13 protein-coding genes and 1 tRNA gene are annotated in these 17858 nt (G+C 35.0%); 9 read left to right on the top strand and 5 right to left on the bottom strand.

Going from position 1 to position 17858, the window contains the following annotated elements:
- Positions 1-532 precede the first annotated feature (532 nt).
- The 9 genes from rpsP (at position 533) to CKF58_RS00910 (ending at position 10115) form a co-directional block, all read left to right on the top strand.
- The gene (gene rpsP, locus CKF58_RS00870) at positions 533-781 is read left to right on the top strand and encodes a 30S ribosomal protein S16 (protein ID WP_119530103.1); all 249 of its coding nucleotides are present in this window, start codon (positions 533-535) and stop codon (positions 779-781) included.
- A gap of 174 nt (positions 782-955) precedes the next feature.
- Positions 956-1309, top strand: coding sequence for a 50S ribosomal protein L19 (rplS, locus tag CKF58_RS00875; protein ID WP_119530104.1), 354 nt, complete (start codon positions 956-958; stop codon positions 1307-1309).
- Between the two features lie 205 nt (positions 1310-1514).
- On the top strand, positions 1515-1775 hold the full coding sequence (locus CKF58_RS00880) for a YfhL family 4Fe-4S dicluster ferredoxin (protein ID WP_119530105.1): 261 nt from the start codon (positions 1515-1517) through the stop codon (positions 1773-1775).
- A gap of 192 nt (positions 1776-1967) precedes the next feature.
- A complete protein-coding gene (gloA, locus tag CKF58_RS00885; RefSeq protein ID WP_119530106.1) occupies positions 1968-2387 on the top strand; it encodes a lactoylglutathione lyase in 420 nt (139 codons plus the stop codon).
- Positions 2388-2394: 7 nt separating this feature from the next.
- On the top strand, positions 2395-3243 hold the full coding sequence (locus CKF58_RS00890) for an exonuclease domain-containing protein (RefSeq protein ID WP_119530107.1): 849 nt from the start codon (positions 2395-2397) through the stop codon (positions 3241-3243).
- A gap of 35 nt (positions 3244-3278) precedes the next feature.
- On the top strand, positions 3279-4955 hold the full coding sequence (gene ettA / locus CKF58_RS00895) for an energy-dependent translational throttle protein EttA (protein WP_119530108.1): 1677 nt from the start codon (positions 3279-3281) through the stop codon (positions 4953-4955).
- A 129-nt stretch (positions 4956-5084) separates the two neighbouring features.
- On the top strand, positions 5085-6044 hold the full coding sequence (gene trxB, locus CKF58_RS00900; RefSeq protein ID WP_119530109.1) for a thioredoxin-disulfide reductase: 960 nt from the start codon (positions 5085-5087) through the stop codon (positions 6042-6044).
- Positions 6045-6115: 71 nt separating this feature from the next.
- The gene (locus tag CKF58_RS00905) at positions 6116-8212 is read left to right on the top strand and encodes an ATP-binding cassette domain-containing protein (RefSeq protein ID WP_119530110.1); all 2097 of its coding nucleotides are present in this window, start codon (positions 6116-6118) and stop codon (positions 8210-8212) included.
- The gene (locus CKF58_RS00910) at positions 8205-10115 is read left to right on the top strand and encodes an amino acid ABC transporter ATP-binding/permease protein (RefSeq protein ID WP_119530111.1); all 1911 of its coding nucleotides are present in this window, start codon (positions 8205-8207) and stop codon (positions 10113-10115) included. The genes CKF58_RS00905 and CKF58_RS00910 overlap by 8 nt, the downstream gene beginning before the upstream one ends.
- Before the next feature lie 38 nt (positions 10116-10153).
- On the opposite strand, the gene orn is transcribed toward CKF58_RS00910, so the two are convergent.
- The 5 genes from orn to pepN (CKF58_RS00935) form a co-directional block, all read right to left on the bottom strand.
- Positions 10154-10702, bottom strand: a complete 549-nt coding sequence (gene orn, locus CKF58_RS00915) for an oligoribonuclease (RefSeq protein ID WP_119530112.1) — start codon at positions 10700-10702, stop codon at positions 10154-10156.
- 19 nt (positions 10703-10721) lie between these two features.
- Positions 10722-10811 (bottom strand) — tRNA-Ser (locus CKF58_RS00920).
- Positions 10812-10880: 69 nt separating this feature from the next.
- Positions 10881-11837 (bottom strand): 1-acylglycerol-3-phosphate O-acyltransferase, encoded by a 957-nt coding sequence (locus CKF58_RS00925; RefSeq protein ID WP_119530113.1) that lies wholly within the window; start codon positions 11835-11837, stop codon positions 10881-10883.
- Between the two features lie 234 nt (positions 11838-12071).
- Positions 12072-14708: an aminopeptidase N gene (pepN, locus tag CKF58_RS00930; protein WP_119530114.1), complete on the bottom strand. Its 2637-nt coding sequence runs from the start codon at positions 14706-14708 to the stop codon at positions 12072-12074.
- Between the two features lie 148 nt (positions 14709-14856).
- Positions 14857-17526 carry an aminopeptidase N gene (pepN, locus tag CKF58_RS00935; RefSeq protein ID WP_119530115.1) on the bottom strand — a complete coding sequence of 890 codons (2670 nt, stop codon included), beginning with the start codon at positions 17524-17526 and terminating at the stop codon, positions 14857-14859.
- Positions 17527-17858 lie beyond the last annotated feature (332 nt).

Here is a 17858-nt window from a genome sequence, read left to right on the forward strand (position 1 = left end):
TTTCGCGTCGTGACGTTTCGATCCTTTGAACTAAGGTGCTACTCTTAGCCTACTATGACCTCTGCTGACTGCTATCTTAAGGTCATAGATAGCCCTCTCCAGGTAAGCACTTCAATCAACTTAAGTTAAGTGTTGATCTTGGGGTTAGCAGCCCCACTCCTCCAATTGAAACCTAACCTTTTACCAACAGTCCTTTAACATAAAATGTAGGCACTGGATCACTACTCGTCTTATCTCGCAGACTTGTAGAGGATACTGCCAGCCTTGTAAGGACTGACGGCAAGGCGTTAGCCTTGCCCGTACCTTCGGAGTAAGTGCATACTGGACGCACGAGAAAATGGTGGGGTTATTAACCTCACCATTTTGCATATGTGCTATTGATAAAAGTACAAATTTAAAAATTATTTTTTGTTATAATAGGCAAAGTTGTTTTTATTTTAGAGATTAATATTCCACTTTAAGTAGAAGCAATTATCCTTCAAATTTTTATTACATTTAATAATTCATTTTTAATTTTTAAAGGAAAACACACATGGTAGTTATTCGTTTATCACGTGGCGGTTCTAAAAAACGCCCATTCTATCAAGTAGTTGTTGCAGATCAACGTTTTGCACGTGATGGTCGCTTCATCGAACGCGTAGGTTATTTCAACCCATTAGCTTCAGGTCAAGCTAAACGTTTAGAATTAAACTTAGAAGCTATTAAAAACTGGCAAGGTAAAGGTGCACAATTATCTGATCGTGTTGCTAGCCTTGTTAAAGAAGCTCAAAAAGCTGCTTAATTAATCGTATTTTTGCTGTCATTATCCGCAGCACTCTCTTGAAGTATTCAAGACACCCTTTTTAAATAATATAAATTTTTATCTTTTTTTCTAGCTCTGACAGAGGAATAGTTAGTCTATACCGAAAGTATAGAACTCTACTGACTACTGTTATCTGGTATGAGGAATTTTTCAATGAGTAATATCATTAAAAAGCTTGAAGAAGCACAATTAAAAACCGATGTACCTAGTTTCCGTACAGGTGATACTTTAGAAGTTAAAGTATGGGTTGTTGAAGGTAATAAAAGACGTCTGCAAGCCTTTGAAGGAGTGGTTATCGCTAAACGTAACCGCGGCTTGCATTCAGCATTTACTTTACGTAAAATCTCTAACGGTGAAGGTGTTGAGCGTGTATTCCAAACTCACTCACCAATCATCGATTCAATCGTAGTTAAACGTAAAGGTGCTGTACGTAAAGCTAAACTTTACTACTTACGTAACTTATCTGGTAAAGCGACTCGTATTAAAGAGCGTCTTGAAACTAAATAATTTTAGTTATTTAGTTAATTTACCAGTAAAATGGTTATATATCACCCCTTAAGCTATGGCTTGAGGGGTTTCTTTAATGCAAAAATCAATCCAGAATGTTATAATATAGGTTTGCAAATTAGACTTAAGTTAACACAATTTAAGATTATGACTTAAGCATTTGCCCTTTATTAGTAATTCTATTATTAATTCTCACATTAGCATCATGGCTCTCTTAATAACTGAAAAATGTACTAACTGTGATATGTGTTTACCTGAATGTCCTAATCAGGCTATTTCGATTGGTGAACATATCTATGAAATAGATCCGTTATTATGTACAGAGTGTGTAGGACATTATGATGCACCTACGTGTCAAGCATGCTGTCCTATTAATAAGTGTATTATTAAAGATCCTGATCACATCGAAGATCAAGAAACTCTGTGGGAAAAATTTATTTTAATCCACCATGCGGATGAACTCTAACAGTTAGCACTGGAGAAATTAGGCAAGGTGCAAGGAACTGCCTTTTTACTCCGCAATTTAACTTGCTGTAATAAAATACTAGTTAGATAAATTAAGCTTTGACTAAATAATAAATTACTAATAGAATTATTGATCTCTCATGAGATCTTTTTTCTTCTGCTTATTAACAATTTTTGACTACAGGAGATGTTTATGAATCGTTTATTACACACTATGATCAGGGTTAAAGATTTAGAAGCTTCAGTTAAATTCTATACCGAAGCTCTTGGTATGAAAGTGTTACGTACTTCAGAAAACCCAGAATTTAGATATTCTTTAACTTTCTTAGGTTACGAAGCAAATCCTGAGCAAGCAGAAATTGAATTAACTTATAACTGGGATCAAGAACAACCTTACGATTTAGGTACTGGCTATGGTCACGTAGCAATCGGTGTAGAAAACGCAGCGCAAGCATGTGAAAAAGTACGTGCATGTGGTGGTAAAGTTACCCGTGAGGCCGGTCCGGTAAAAGGCGGTAAAACAGTTATTGCTTTCGTTGAAGATCCAGACGGTTATAAAATTGAATTTATTGAATTAAGTTCTCGTCCAGAAGCAGGTTCTAAAGAGGTTTAATACTCTCATGACCGAGAACAAACGCTCGTTAGTTGGAGAAAACTCTCCAACTAATGAATTTACTGATGAGCAAATAGCCTACATTTGTGATTTGGCTCAAACTTTTGACTATAGTTTATTTGTAAACGACCATGTAAATGGAGTTAAGGAGTATAACGGGCATCAATTCACTAACTATGCTGAAAGCTCTCAATTAGATAAAAGTCTAGAAGTACACGCTAAAGCAGCCGAATATATGGCAAAACGTTTTCGTGGTTATTATCCTCTAGTCGTTGATATTGAAACTACAGGGGTTGATTATCACCAAAACTCAATTATTCAGATTGCAGCCGTAGCCTTAACTTTTAATGAACAATTAGAATTAGTGCCTTACGCTGAATTATCTTTAAATGTGCATCCTTTAGCTGGTAAAAGTATTAATCCAGATTCTTTAAGAATTACGAAAATTAATCCTTTTGACTATTATCGCAAAGCTGTAGATTTAGAAACAGCCTTAACGGCTCTTTGTAAATTTGCGCGCAGTGCACAAAAAGCTCATAATTGTAAACGTACCGTACTTACAGCTCACAACGTTAACTTCGATTTAGGCTTTATCTACCATTATCTTGAAGAATGTAAAGTAAAACGTATTCCTTTCCACCCGTTTGTAAGTTTTGATACGGGAGTGCTCGGAGCTGTTTTCTTAGGTGATTCAAGATTAAAAGTTGCTATTAATAAACTACCAAGCGAATCTTTTGATACCAGTAAAGCACATAATGCTTTATTCGATGCTCATGAATGTGCGAAATTGTTTGCTCATTGCGTAAATGCCAGCAAAGAATTAGCAGATCCATACTTAACCGAAATCATTGACTAGCTTATTTATTACACTTCGTATTACTTATATTTTCTATGAGCAATCAATTTGTGTTTACAATGCACCGCTTATCTAAAGTAGTGCAACCAAACAATCGTTTTATTTTAAAAGATATTAACTTAAGCTTTTTCCCAGGCGCAAAAATTGGGGTATTAGGTTTAAATGGTGCAGGCAAATCAACTTTACTACGCATTATGTCGGGAGTTGATACTAATTTTGACGGTACAGCACGTCCACAACCAGGCATTAAAATTGGTTACTTACCACAAGAACCTGTTTTAGATCCTGAAAAAACGGTTAAAGAAACCGTTGATGAAGCATTAAAAGATGTTTTAAATGCGCACAAAGAGTTAGAACGCATTTATGCAGCTTACGCTGAACCAGATGCTGATTTTGAAAAATTAGCTGCTGAACAAAGCAAATACGAATCGTTAATTCAAGCTAATGGTTTAGCTGAACACGAAGTTGAAATTGCTAAAGAAGCTTTACGTCTACCCCCAGATGACGCTTTAATTAAAAACCTCTCAGGGGGTGAGAAACGTCGTGTAGCAATTTGTCGTTTATTACTAGAACGTCCTGATATGCTACTACTAGATGAGCCTACTAACCACTTAGACGCTGAATCTGTGGCTTGGTTAGAGGCGTTCCTAGAAAAATTCGAAGGAACTGTAGTAGCTGTAACCCACGACCGTTACTTCTTAGATAATGTTGCTGGTTGGATCCTTGAACTTGACCGTGGTGAAGGTATTCCATGGGAAGGTAACTATAGTTCATGGCTAGAACAAAAAGAAAAACGTTTAGCAATCGAACAAAACACTGAAAACGCTCGTCAAAAATCTATTCAAAAAGAACTTGAATGGGTAAGACAAAATCCTAAAGGTCGTCACGCTAAATCAAAAGCTCGTATGGCGCGCTTTGATGAATTAACTTCACAAGAGTACCAAAAACGTAACGAAACTAACGAAATCTTTATTCCAGTTGGTGCGCGTTTAGGTGATAAAGTGCTTGAAGTTAAAAACCTAAGTAAAAAATACGGTGACCGCACTTTATTCGAAAACCTAAACTTTAGCTTACCAAAAGGTGCTATTTTAGGAATTATCGGTGCGAACGGTGCTGGTAAATCAACTCTATTCCGTATTATTACTGGTAAAGAAGAGCCTACGAGTGGTCAAGTTGAATTAGGTGATACAGTACAAGTAGCTTCTGTAGATCAATTCCGTGACAATCTAGATAACAACAAAACCATTTGGGAAGAGATTAGCCAAGGTCAAGATATTATGCAAATTGGTTCATTCTCTATTCCTTCACGTGCTTATGTTGGTCGTTTTAACTTTAAAGGTTCGGATCAGCAAAAACGTATTGGTGAATTATCAGGTGGTGAAAGAGGTCGTGTACACCTTGCTAAATTACTGCAAACAGGTGGGAACGTTCTTTTACTTGACGAGCCAACTAACGACTTAGACGTTGAAACTATGCGTGCTTTAGAAAACGCCTTACTTGAATTCCCTGGTAATGCATTAGTTATTTCGCACGACCGTTGGTTCTTAGACCGTATTTGTACGCACATTCTGGATTATACAGATTCTGGTGAAGTGAGATTCTTTGATGGTAACTTCACTGAATATGAAGACTGGAAACAGAAAAATCTGAGTCCAGAAGAATTAGCACCAAAACGTCGTAAATATATTCACGTTGCTACAGCAACAGCCTAAATTTTTAGCAGCGAGCTTCAAGCTCGCTGTTTCCTTTTGTAGATTATACTTGTGATATAATAAAACCGTACTTTAAATCGAAACTTGCCAAAGTACAAAAGTTTATACTCATTAATTTACAATAATTTTATGACAACTAAAAAGTTAATCATTTTAGGTTCAGGTCCGGCGGGTTATACAGCAGCCGTATACGCTGCTCGTGCTGGTCTAGAACCGGTATTAATTTCAGGTCCACAAATCGGTGGTCAATTAACTACTACTGATGAAATTGAAAACTGGCCTGGTGCTTTTGAACGCACAACAGGTAGAGAACTTATGGATAGCATGAAAAAACATGCTATTAACATGGGTACTGAATTTATTACCGATACCATTAAAGCTGTAGACTTTTCACAAAAACCTTTTAAATTAATTGGTGCCAAAGACGAATACTTAGCGCAAGCGGTTATTATTGCAACTGGTGCTTCAGCTAAATATTTAGGCTTACCATCTGAAGAAAAATTTAAAGGAATGGGAATTTCAGCTTGTGCGGTTTGTGACGGCTTTTTCTATAAAAACCAAGAAGTGGCAGTAGTTGGTGGCGGTAACGTAGCCATCGAAGAAGCGCTTTACTTAGCTGGTATTTGTAAAAAAGTTCACTTAATTCACCGTCGTCACGAATTCCGCGGCGAGAAAATTCTGCAAAAACGTCTAGCAGATAAAGTAGCTGAAGGTAAAATTGAATTGCATTTACCTTATGTAGTAAATGAGTTCAAAGGAGATATGGCACAAGGTTTACAAGAAATTGTTTTAAATAATGTTGAAGACAATAGTACAAAAACCATTGCTGTACCAGGTGCATTTATCTCAATTGGTCACCACCCAAATACCGAAATCTTTACCGATCAATTAGCCATGACACAAGGCTATATTGATGTGCAAGGTACAGGTAAACGCTATACAACTATGACTAGCGTACCTGGGGTATTTGCTGCTGGTGATGTATCAGACTTTACCTATCGCCAAGCTATTACTTCAGCCGGTTCAGGCTGTCAAGCAGCCCTAGATGCAGAACACTATTTAGCTCACTTAGAGGCTGAAAGTAAATAAACAAATTGACCACTAAGTAAAAGCTAGCATATTTAAACCTATGCTAGCTTATCTTTTTATTAGGAAAACTCATGAATAAGGCACGGCAAAAGTATATTATTCGCATGCTAGATAGTTATTGCCTACCAATGAAACGCTATCTAAGCCTGTTTGTGTTAATTATTTCTTTAGCCACTATTGCCCAAGTTGTGGCAATTACCAAACTTGTAAGTGTATTAATAAATCAACCACATGAGTTTTTACACTCTTGGATTTATTTAGTAATTGTTTTTGTTACTATGCTGGTTAAAGCTGCTGCTATTTATTGGCGCTCGAGTTTAACCCAAAAGCAAGCAGCTAAGGTAAGACAACAAGTTCGTGAACAAGTTGTTTTACGTTGCCAACAATTAGGGGCTAAAGGTTTAGGACACAATACAGTAGACATGTCTATTTTCTATTTAGAACAAGTTGAACTGTTAAACAATTACATTGCTCGTTTCTACCCTCAAGCAATCACTTCACGCATTCAACCTTTATTAATTTTAATTGCTGTTTTTAGCTTAAACTGGATTGCGGGTTTAGTATTACTTCTTACTTCCCCGCTATTACCTATTTTTATGATTCTCATTGGTTTAAAAACCTCTGAAATGAATGCTAAACAGTTAAAAAATCTTCTCTATCTAGGTAATCAGTTCCACGACAAACTCGTAGGAATTAAAACCATTATTGCTTTTTCCCAGCAAAAAGCAACCCTTGAAAAGATGACTAGTAATAGCCAAAATTACACGCACACAACAATGCAATTATTAAAAATTGCGTTCTTAAACTCGGCTGTATTAGAGTTTTTATCTTCAGTGTGTGTAGCCTTAATGGCAGTATATTTTGGCATTGCTTATCTTGAGCAATGGACAAGTGGTAGTTACAATGGCGTAGCTATTACACTTTTTGCAGGCTTTTTCTGCTTAACTTTAGCAGGTGAGTTTTTCCAACCTTTAAGAGACTTAGGTACGTTTTATCATGACCGTTCATCAGCATTAAATGCCATGGACGAACTAGATAAGTTCATTAATCAACAAGCTCAAGAAAACCAAGAGTACGTTGATATTGATCAAGTTAAAATGCAGCAAGAACAAGTTGCTGAAAAAGATGACCTGTACGATTCGAGTTTTAAAACTATTGATCTAGCGACTAACACTCGCTCAAGCAAAATTTATCAAAGCTCTGCTCAAGCTACAAACGAAGCTATCACAGCTTCTAAAGATGAGCTTAATACAGAGGCTAAAGTTGAATCTCAAGACCAAACTAAAACTGGACGCAAAAAAGGTAAACGTCGCTTTAGCCCAGTATTTCTTGATGCAAGTTCAGCAACTAGTAAACTAGCTTTAAATTATCCTTTTAGTAAAGCTGATGAGAAATATTTAGCTCTAGATGCAAATACGATTATTCAAGCAACTAATCTGACTATTTATACTCATGCTGGTAAACCTTTACTCACTAATTTAAACTTTAGCTTTAGTTTAGGGGAAAAAGTAGCAATTATTGGTTTATCAGGTGCTGGAAAAACTAGTTTACTTTCTTGTCTATTAGGGTTATATCCATATACAGGTAGTTTAACTTTTAATGGAGTTGAACTTACTGATATTAACCCGCAAACTTTCTACCCATACTTTAGTTGGTTAGGACAAAATCCAAATCTTGATCAAACGACTATTCTTAATAACTTAAGCTTTAAGAGTAATCTCTTTGTTAATGATTTAGATAATGCCCCTACGATTCAGCACGAACAAAGTACGACATTACTAACCAATTATGCTCAATACTTAGCTAAACTACATAGTCTAAGTAAATTGAGCATTAAAAAGAGTATTGTCCTAGCACAATTAGAATCTTTAATTGCTGAACGTGGTTTACAATACCAAGTACAGCAACACAATATTGGTTTATCTGGTGGACAAGTACAGCGTATAGCTTTGGCTCGTGCTTTAGCTAAGCCGCACCTGTATTTAATTATCGATGAACCAACGGCTAATCTTGATGCTAAACTTGAAAAAGCCATTTTTGATAATATTAAACATCATCAGCAAGGGATACTTATGGTAACCCATAGACTAGAACAAAGTGCTGCCTTTGATAAAATCTACACTCTTACCAAACAAGGCATTAGCTTAACCGGAGGCAATAATGTTTAAGTTTTTCTCATTAATGTTGCGTCTGTTTGCTGGTAAAGGTTTTATCATGTTCTTAGGACTAGTGCTAACTATTTTAAGTTTTGGTTCGAGTCTAGGACTTTTAACCTTATCCACTTGGTTTTTGGCTTCATGTTACCTTGCAAAATCAATTGACTTTAATATTTTCTATCCTTCAAGTTCAGTGCGTGGTTTTGCTATTGCACGTACGGCACTTAAATATATCCAGCGTTTAGTAACTCACAAAGCTACGTTTGATGTCTTAACTAAATTACGTATTCAGATCTTTGCTAGCTTACTACCTTTAGCGACAGACATTAAACAGATGTCACAGTTTAAAAGTAGTACCACTCGTAATACGAACAAGGAAGAGCACAAAAAAGCAACTCCACGTACTGGTAAAGAAATTCTCAACGAAGTACGTGCTACCAATGCTTCAAATGTCCAACAAAAAGCCAAAACTCCGAACATTCCTATTAGTGATAATGAGTTATTCGATCGTATTTTAAAAGATATTGATAATCTTGATGGTTTTTACGTTAATATTATTATTCCTTTCTTAGGTACATTATTACTCTTTATTGGCTTTACTATAGGTCTAAGTTTTATTAGTCCAGCCTTAGCTTTAGTCGTGGGCGGTAGTTTAACCCTTGTAACTTTAATTGTGCCATGGATTTTTTATCCTTTAGGGAAAAAAATCAGTGCCAATATTGAATTAAGTTCTACTAAATTAAGATTAGCTTTTCTTAATTATCTTGAACTCCAATTCGAAACGCTTATTTTTGCAAAGCAAGAGCAAAAAACGCAACAGCTTGAAACTCTTAACCAAGAGTTAATTCAGCAGCAATTAAAGCGTGATCGTCACACAAATCTTACGACTTTAATTCTGCAATTACTCTTAGGAGTTCTACTCACGGTTGCGATTTTTGGCGCAAGTTATTTACAAGTGTTACATGCAACGGATTTACGTTTTCCTGGTTTAGCAACTATCTTTATCTTCTTAGTAGTAGGTGCTATTGAGTTTATTATTCCGCTAGCAAGTTTGTTTTTACATTTAGGACAAATTATTGCTTCAGCTAAAAATCTTGAAACCCTCTTAGCTAATAAAGATGCTGCAGATTTAGCTCAACATTTAATTGATGTTGATTTAGATAAAGCTAAGCCTCATCATGCAGATACATCAAAGTTATATCCGCAAGGCTTAGAGCAAGATATTCTTGCTAAAACCGAAAGTATTGGGATTAAAGTTAGTAATTTAAACTTTACCTACAACCAGAATGCCATTATTAATAATTTAAATGTAAGTTTTGCTCCAGGACAAACTTACTTAATCTCTGGAGATTCAGGTTTAGGTAAAACTACTTTCTTAAATTGTTTAATCGGTCTCGAGCAGTCTTATACTGGTAATATTGAGTTCGATCTCTATCAGCAAGGACAAGTGTTTAAAACCATTGATGCTAACTCAGGCTTACAACGTCAATTATGTGTCCACTTAAGTCAAAGAGTACATATTTTTAATGATAGCCTGTTTGATAATCTAAAAATTGCTAATCCTGATTTAACACCTGAGCAAGCTAAACAAGTATTAACTACGGTTGGGCTTGACTATTTGGCTGAAAATCTCGGACAAATTTTAGGAAATGGTGGACGTAGTTTATCTGGGGGAGAAATTCGTCGTATCGGGATTGCCCGCGTTCTTTTATCTCCAGCACGTTTAATCGTGCTCGATGAACCAACCGAATCAATTGACAGTGATATCGAAAAAGCAGTTTTAGAAGCTATTTTTAGTCATGCGCAACAATTACAAGCAACTGTAATTCTTGTTTCGCACAATAAAAATAACTATAGCTATTGTCAACATTTACTAAAAATGCAAAAATTAAACAATACGACAATTTTGGCATAAAAAAATATCCTCTAGAGGTTACTCTAGAGGATTTCTTTTTATTTTTGGAAAAACTTTTGACGATAGAATGCTAATTCACCAATAGATTCTTTAATATCATCTAAGGCTAGATGGGTACCTTGCTTCTCGTAAGCATAGTCAAAGCCCCATAAAAAGTTTAATTGTTTAATCGTAGAAACATCAATCATACGGTAGTGTAAATGTTTTACTAGATTAGGCATATGCTTAACTAAAAACATTTTATCAGTACCGATCGAATTACCACATAAAGGCGCTGTACGGACATTAGTAAATTTTTGAATAAAATCTAATGTCATCTTTTCAGCTTGTTCAAGGGTAATTGTTGATTTTCTTACACGCTCTAATAGACCGTTTTGTGTATGCATATTTAGCACAAAATCATCCATAGTGGCAAGAACACTTTCTGGAGTTTGAATAGCCAGATCTGGACCATAAGCTAAAATATTTAGATCTTTATCGGTAACAATAGTAGCTATTTCAATAATGGCATCTTTATTTATATCCAAACCGGTCATTTCAAGATCAATCCAAACTAAATTAGTTGCTTTGTCTCCATAATTTGGCATTCTATTTTTTCCTAAATAATGGCGGTGAGAGAGGGATTCGAACCCTCGATACGCGTTAACGTATACACACTTTCCAGGCGTGCTCTTTCGGCCTCTCAGACATCTCACCTAAATTCGGTTTAGGGTAAATCCCATAAAATTATAACTTAAGTACTTTAAAATCTTAAGCTATTAAATATTAAGAATCTGCTTTGTCTTGCACTTGCTCGGCTGTCTGTGTGTTCACTTGATCTTTAACAAGATCATTAGCTTCAACTAGATCTTGAGCAAGTTCTGTATTTTCAACTGCTGAGCTTTGCGTATTTGCAGTGTCTTTACTTGCTTTAAATTCGTAAGCTGGATTTTTTTCCATCCACTCAGCATTATCAACAAAACTAAATTTTACCATATCTTGGCAATCGGCAAAATCTTTTTTGCTTACCTTTTCATTTAGTTTGCGATATTCAGTTAAAAATAATTCTTCAAGTTCGGCAGCTAAAGCTTTAGCTTGGGCACGGGTCATACCTTTGGTATTAATGGGTTTTAAGTATTTCATAATTACTTCCCCATTATCTAATTTACCAATACGGTATTTATTTAAATCAGATACCACGATTGGTACTATAGGTACACCAGCTTCAATAGCTGTTAAAAACGCCCCAGCTTTAAATGAACCTATTTCCCAGCGTCCGTAAGATCTTGTTCCTTCTGGGAATAACCATACACAATATTGATGGTTAACAATTTTATCCACCACTTGTTGGATAGTTTTATAAGATTTACTTGCTGAAGTTTTTTCGATCAGAATATTACCAGCTGCCCAATACATCCAACCAAAAATAGGAATCCACGATAATTGTCTTTTTCCTACAGTTACGGTATTAGGTTGGATCATTTTGGCAAGCGTAACTATATCAAGGGTATTTTGGTGATTCGAAATATAGACTGCAGTTTTTGGTAATTCGTCTACTTCTTTTTCAATATAAGTATTTAAACCATAAACAGGTTTTAGTAAGCAACGTACATAAGTTGCAATGGCGTACATATTACGTTTATCTTTTAAACGAGGTAAACAACAAATAAACGCAATAATGCACAGAAGAATCCAGTAAATTAAAACAACAAGCGTTCTAATAAAAGCTATTAAATAGTACATAGTCTTTATTGGTTGGTGTTTAAAACTATTGTAAAACAATAGGAAGTATTAGGATTATTATATCGATTCAACCTTAAAAGTCAAATTTAAACCAACAACATTCTCTAAATAATCACTGAAGTTTCCAACCAAAACGAGTCTATAGTTCAATAACTATAGACTCAATTTGGTAAAAAACTTTTCCCTAAACTTTTTAGGAAAGTACTAATTTTATAAATTATCAGCAGTTCTTAACTATTTGGTTTGTGATAGTTTATAAGATTTAGTTACAACTTCTGATAGATTACGTGAAATATTATGATTTTCAGCTAATTCTTTCAGAGCTTGCACCATTTTACTACGATATGGTTCAGCAAATTTATAAAACGTACTGAAGAATTTACCGTACATAGGAGAAACATGCGAGTTAAAACCATCTACACGTAAAGCAAGATCTTTTAAGAACTCAATACCTTCATTAGAATAAGCAACTTTAGCATTACGTCTGAAACCACCTAATAAGAAGTAATTACAATTTGGTTTTTGATAATTGAAAGCAGGATCTTGTGTATAGGTTAAGAACTGCTCCATATTATCGGCATAAGCAAATTGTAAACCAAGTAATTCTTCCATACATTGGTTGTGTGCTTTATGTTGTTGCTTAAATTGCTCTACTAAATTAGATAATTGCCCAATGCCATTACATAATACTGCAATAACTGCACTTAAGCGATCATTATAGTTATCAGCTTTTTGTGCTAAATCTTGGATTAACTCTAAGTTTTGCCCTGTAACAGTTAATAAGGATAATAAAGATCTTCTTAAAGCACGTACTCCATTATCATGAGCATCATATTTCCATGCGGTAAATGGTAAGCTTTGGTATAGATCTTTTAATTCTTGAGCAAATTGTTGATATAAAGTTACACGAATTTGTTTATCTAATTCAGCGTAAACAATAGGATCTACCGGCTCTTTAGCGTCTTGAACTACCGATTGGTAATTCATAGCATTTAAGATATTGGCACAAATATATGGTTGAGTTTGTGCTAAAGCAAATAGACTTTGGAATACTTGCGTAAATTGCGCATCTAACTCTAATTTACCAGAAGCTACATTAGCTAAATTGCTGTTAAAGAGTTGAATATAGTAACGTTTATAAGCTTGGTATTTACCGTATAAATTATCACTATATGCAGCAATAACTGCTAAATCTTGCGTTAAAAACTCTTGGTTAATTTTTACTGGAGAGCTAAAGTCTAAATTAGTTACCACAATAGGTTTAGCAGCTAGATCAACAATACGATAAGTAACTTGTTCTTGATCAAAAACAATTACTTCAGGTACAACTTGACCTGTCTCGGTTTTAAGATTATGGAGAATTTGCCCTTCAGGACTTAAGAATTGTGTTTTTAGTGCTAAGACTAAAGGTAATTTTTCTGCTTGATCAAAAGTTGGAGCTGTATGCTGAGTAAAGGTTAAATCTAAAGTTTGCTTAGCTGCATCATAATTAGCAGTAACTTTTACTTCTGGAGTACCTGATTGACTATACCAACGGCGGAATTTAGTAGCGTCAAATCCCGAAGCATCTGCCATAGCATCTACAAAGTCATCACAAGTAACAGCTTTACCATCATGACGTTCGAAGTATAAACGCATCCCTTTTTGGAAGTTCTCTTCTCCGATTAACGTATGTAGTAAACGAATAACTTCAGCACCTTTTTCGTATACAGTTGAAGTATAGAAGTTATCTTGTGATTCTACTTCATCTGGACGAATCGGGTGAGATAATGGACCGCTATCTTCCATAAATTGGTGCATTTCCATTACTTGCACGTCAGAAATACGTTTGATTGTACGATCAACAGTATCTGAGGTGTATTCTTGATCACGGAACACAGTCAAGCCTTCTTTTAAGGTTAATTGGAACCAGTCGCGACAAGTTACACGGTCACCTGTCCAGTTGTGGAAATATTCATGCGCAATAACAGAATCAATACGTTCTAGATCTAGATCGTTTACCGTATTTTTACATCCAATGAGTAAGTTCTCATTGAAAATGTTCAGACCTTTATTTTCCATTGCTCCGGCATTAAAGTGACTTACACCAACAATCATAAAAATGTCTAAGTCATACTCTAAACCAAAACGCTCTTCGTCCCATTTCATGGCACGTTTTAGTGCTTCCATACCAAAGCGGATTTGCTCAAGTTTACCAGGTTCAGCAAAGAGACGTAAAGTTACTTCACGACCTGATTTAGTGGTAAATTTGTCATCTAAAACGTCAAAATTACCAGCTACACAAGCAAATAGATATGATGGTTTTGGATATGGGTCAGCCCATACAGCATAGTGATAACCATTAGCAGCTTCACCGCTTTCTACTAAATTACCATTGGCTAATAAGTATTGGTAATCTTTTTTCGCAATTAATTTCGTGGTAAATACGGCTAAATTATCCGGACGGTCAAAATAGAAAGTAATACGTCTAAAGCCTTGCGCTTCACATTGCGAAACTATTACTTCTTCTGAACAGTAAATACCGCTCATCGAAAAGTTTTCCGCAAGGTTAAAGGTATTGGTAATTTCTAATTCAAAAGCATCAGCTTTTTCTAATGCACTTACATCTACGGTCAAACTTTGAAAGCCATCAACGCCTTCATGTTCAACAAGCTCGTACGCTTGCCATACTTGACCATTAATTTTTACTTCTTGTAAAGAGAGTTTTTGTCCATCAAGGGTAAAAGATGTAGCTTGGGGATTGTCTCGTTTTACTACAAATTGTGCTTTTACCGCTGTTTCTGGTAAATCTAAACAAATTTCTAAATTAGTATTAACAATACGAAAGTCTAAAGGTTGATAATCTAGACGTTTAAGAGTTTTATTACTCATAATAGCGAATCCTTAAATATCTTAAATCTTAGCATTCAAGCGTTTATACATTTACATGTTTATACGCTTAAGAGCTTAAATCAGTATAGCACTATAAAAATTAGCGCTTCAATTTATTTTGAAGCGCCTATATTTTATTTCTAGCTAATTAAAGCAGATTTAAATTTTTAGCCATCTCTAAAGCTTTATCAACTTTTTCTTGCATATTATTCGATAAAGGTTGAGCACTTAGCTCTTTTAGTTCGGCAAGAATTTGTTGTTGATAACGCGCAGATAGTTTAAAGAAATTGAGTAATAAAGCTACTAAGAATGATGATAATTGTGGGTTAAATTTATCGGCTTGTAAAGCTTGTTGGGCAATAAATTTAATTCCTGAACCATCTTGAGCATACATTACAGCAAAATTTAAACGTGCTAATGGTTGTAAAATTGAACGCACGCGATTTGGGTTGTGCGCGTCAAAGGTATGTAAGGTAAATTGTTGTTTAATTGCTTCTAGATCTGGAGCTAATTGTGCTTTCAGACTTTGGTAAGCATCTAAAACTAGAGTTTCATCGTGGTAACGAGTTAAGAACTCTTGTTCAAGCTCATCTAAACCTAATTTATTTGTTAGGTTAACTCCTAAAACATTAATACGATCGGTAAAGTTATCCGCATTAGTGTATAACTCTACTACTTTATCAGCATGTTCACCATTAACCGTTGCTAAAGTTAATAAAGTTTTACGTAGATCACGTAAACCAGCTTGCGTTACGTTAAATTCATAAGCACCGGTAGCTGGTAATTTATCCAGTAATTCAATTGCGCGATGTCCGTGTGCACGGTTTAAAGCAATTTGTACTTGTTGATAAATATTTTCTAAAGCTAAAGGATCTAAGTCTTTTTCGAAACGAGCTGCAATTACTGATGGTGAACTAAAGCTTAATAAATGCGCATATAAAGCAGGATTATCTAAAGCTTTTTCTAATAAGCTACGATAAACACCTAAATATAAACCTAAAGCTTGAGCAGCATATACTTGTACACCTGAGAGGTAAGCTTTATAAATCTCGTAATTTAAGTCTTGTACTGCTTGATAACGTGCATATTCATTTGGTACATGCTCTGCAATAAAGGCCCGTTCTTGTAAATCGTACTCTTGATGTAAGATTACAGGTGCTGAGAAATCTAAATTAGTCACCACTGCTAAATCACAAGGAGTAGCAATTTCTAAACTTAAACTATCGTTTTCAAGCACAATTAATTCTGGTACTAATTCTCCATCTAGAGTTTTAAGACCAGTTACTTGCTCACCTTCACGATTTAAGAAGACTGTTTTTAATGGAATTACTAAAGCTTGTTTTTCAGCCTGATCATTGGTTGGGTGCGTAATTTGGCTAAAGTGTACACTTAGAATTTGATTTTGACTATCAAATTTCTTCTCAACGGTTACATGTGGTGTACCTGATTGACTATACCAAAGTTTAAACTTATCTAAGTTTACTCCAGAAGCATCAGCCATAGCTGCTACGAAATCATCACAGGTTACAGCTTGTCCGTCATGACGTTCTACGTATAAACGCATCCCTTTTTGGAAGTTCTCTTCACCTAAAAGAGTATGAATCATACGAATTACTTCAGAACCTTTATCATAAACCGTAACTGTATAGAAGTTATCTTGGCTTACAACTTTTTCTGGACGAATTGGATGTGAAGTTGGACCACGATCTTCATCAAACTGGAAGTTTTGCATTACTTTTACGCTTTCGATACGTTCAATAGTACGATCGAAAGTATCTGAAGTAAACTCTTGATCACGGAATACAGTTAACCCTTCTTTTAAGGTTAATTGGAACCAATCGCGACAAGTAATACGGTCACCTGTCCAGTTGTGGAAATATTCATGACCTACGACCTTATCAATACGTTTTAAACGAGCGTCAGTTGCTGTATCTTTATCCCCTACGAGTGCCGATTCATTGAAAATATTTAAACCTTTATTTTCCATCGCCCCCATATTAAAGAAGCTTACAGCTACGATCATAAATAAATCAAGATCATATTCTAAGCCAAAACGCTCTTCGTCCCATTTCATTGAACGTTTAAGCGAGCTCATAGCAAAACGTAATTGTTCAGCTTTACCGATTTCACCAAAAATTTGTAAATCTACTTTACGACCTGATTTTGTTGTAAATTCATCACTAATTACATCAAAATCACCAGCTACTAAAGCAAATAGATAACATGGTTTTGGGAATGGATCATGCCACACTGCATAGTGATAACCATTTGCAGCTTCACCTTTTTCTACTGGATTACCGTTTGAGAGTAAGTATGGATATTTTTCCTTATTTGCCGTAATTTTAACTGTAAATAAAGAAAGATTATCCGGACGGTCAAAATAATAGGTAATTAATCTAAAGCTTTTAGACTCACATTGTGAACAAATATGTTCACCGGCTTTATAGATACCAGAAAGAAGTTTATTATTAGCAACTTCTAAAGTATTTTCGATTTGCACTGTAAATTTATCTAGATTTTCTAGTTTACTTACGTCAATGTGCAATGTTTGGAACTTACCTTCACCTGGTAAGAGTTCTAACTCATAATCAGTCCAATCTTGACCATTAACTTTTAAAGATAAAAGTTCTAGATCTTGTCCATCTAGTGAAAATGAACTTGCTTGAGGATTTTGGCGTTCAAAATCTAAGGTTGATTTTACGGTTGCACGAAAATCACCTTCTGTATCAAAATAAAAATCTAAATCGGTATTTACAATTTTAAAATCTAGCGGCTGATAGTCGCTACGTAATAATGGTTTAGCTTCAGTTTTTGTCATAAGTTTAAAATGCTTAAAAATAAAAGTTCGACTTCAACTACCTTTAAAAGAGTAGTCTTAGTATTTTTGCTCAATCTCTAGCTTAGCACCAAATGCCCACCTTTGCAAGTAGATAAGCGATTTAATCTAAGTTTGAGGTACTTAAAATATTTTGTACATGCTTATTTTTAAATTATGAGTTGCAAATAAGAGGAATTTACAATTAAAAGTTTACTTTACAACTTGGTTATTACTAATTTTTTCACAAATTTATGCCAAGTTCACAAGCAATTATAACTGTGACTAGTTTCACATAATTTAACATCATTTTACAACCATACGGCTAAGTTAGT

Origin of the sequence: Psittacicella hinzii (assembly GCF_003585935.1) — a bacterium.
Taxonomy (GTDB): domain Bacteria; phylum Pseudomonadota; class Gammaproteobacteria; order Enterobacterales; family Psittacicellaceae; genus Psittacicella; species Psittacicella hinzii.

Bases quoted from the DNA above. Each gene is read 5' to 3' on its own strand.
- rpsP (WP_119530103.1), top strand. From the start codon at position 533: ATGGTAGTTATTCGTTTATCACGTGGCGGTTCTAAAAAACGCCCATTC.
- rplS (WP_119530104.1), top strand. From the start codon at position 956: ATGAGTAATATCATTAAAAAGCTTGAAGAAGCACAATTAAAAACCGAT.
- CKF58_RS00880 (WP_119530105.1), top strand. From the start codon at position 1,515: ATGGCTCTCTTAATAACTGAAAAATGTACTAACTGTGATATGTGTTTA.
- gloA (WP_119530106.1), top strand. From the start codon at position 1,968: ATGAATCGTTTATTACACACTATGATCAGGGTTAAAGATTTAGAAGCT.
- CKF58_RS00890 (WP_119530107.1), top strand. From the start codon at position 2,395: ATGACCGAGAACAAACGCTCGTTAGTTGGAGAAAACTCTCCAACTAAT.
- ettA (WP_119530108.1), top strand. From the start codon at position 3,279: ATGAGCAATCAATTTGTGTTTACAATGCACCGCTTATCTAAAGTAGTG.
- trxB (WP_119530109.1), top strand. From the start codon at position 5,085: ATGACAACTAAAAAGTTAATCATTTTAGGTTCAGGTCCGGCGGGTTAT.
- CKF58_RS00905 (WP_119530110.1), top strand. From the start codon at position 6,116: ATGAATAAGGCACGGCAAAAGTATATTATTCGCATGCTAGATAGTTAT.
- CKF58_RS00910 (WP_119530111.1), top strand. From the start codon at position 8,205: ATGTTTAAGTTTTTCTCATTAATGTTGCGTCTGTTTGCTGGTAAAGGT.
- orn (WP_119530112.1), bottom strand. From the start codon at position 10,702: ATGCCAAATTATGGAGACAAAGCAACTAATTTAGTTTGGATTGATCTT.
- CKF58_RS00925 (WP_119530113.1), bottom strand. From the start codon at position 11,837: ATGTACTATTTAATAGCTTTTATTAGAACGCTTGTTGTTTTAATTTAC.
- pepN (WP_119530114.1), bottom strand. From the start codon at position 14,708: ATGAGTAATAAAACTCTTAAACGTCTAGATTATCAACCTTTAGACTTT.
- pepN (WP_119530115.1), bottom strand. From the start codon at position 17,526: ATGACAAAAACTGAAGCTAAACCATTATTACGTAGCGACTATCAGCCG.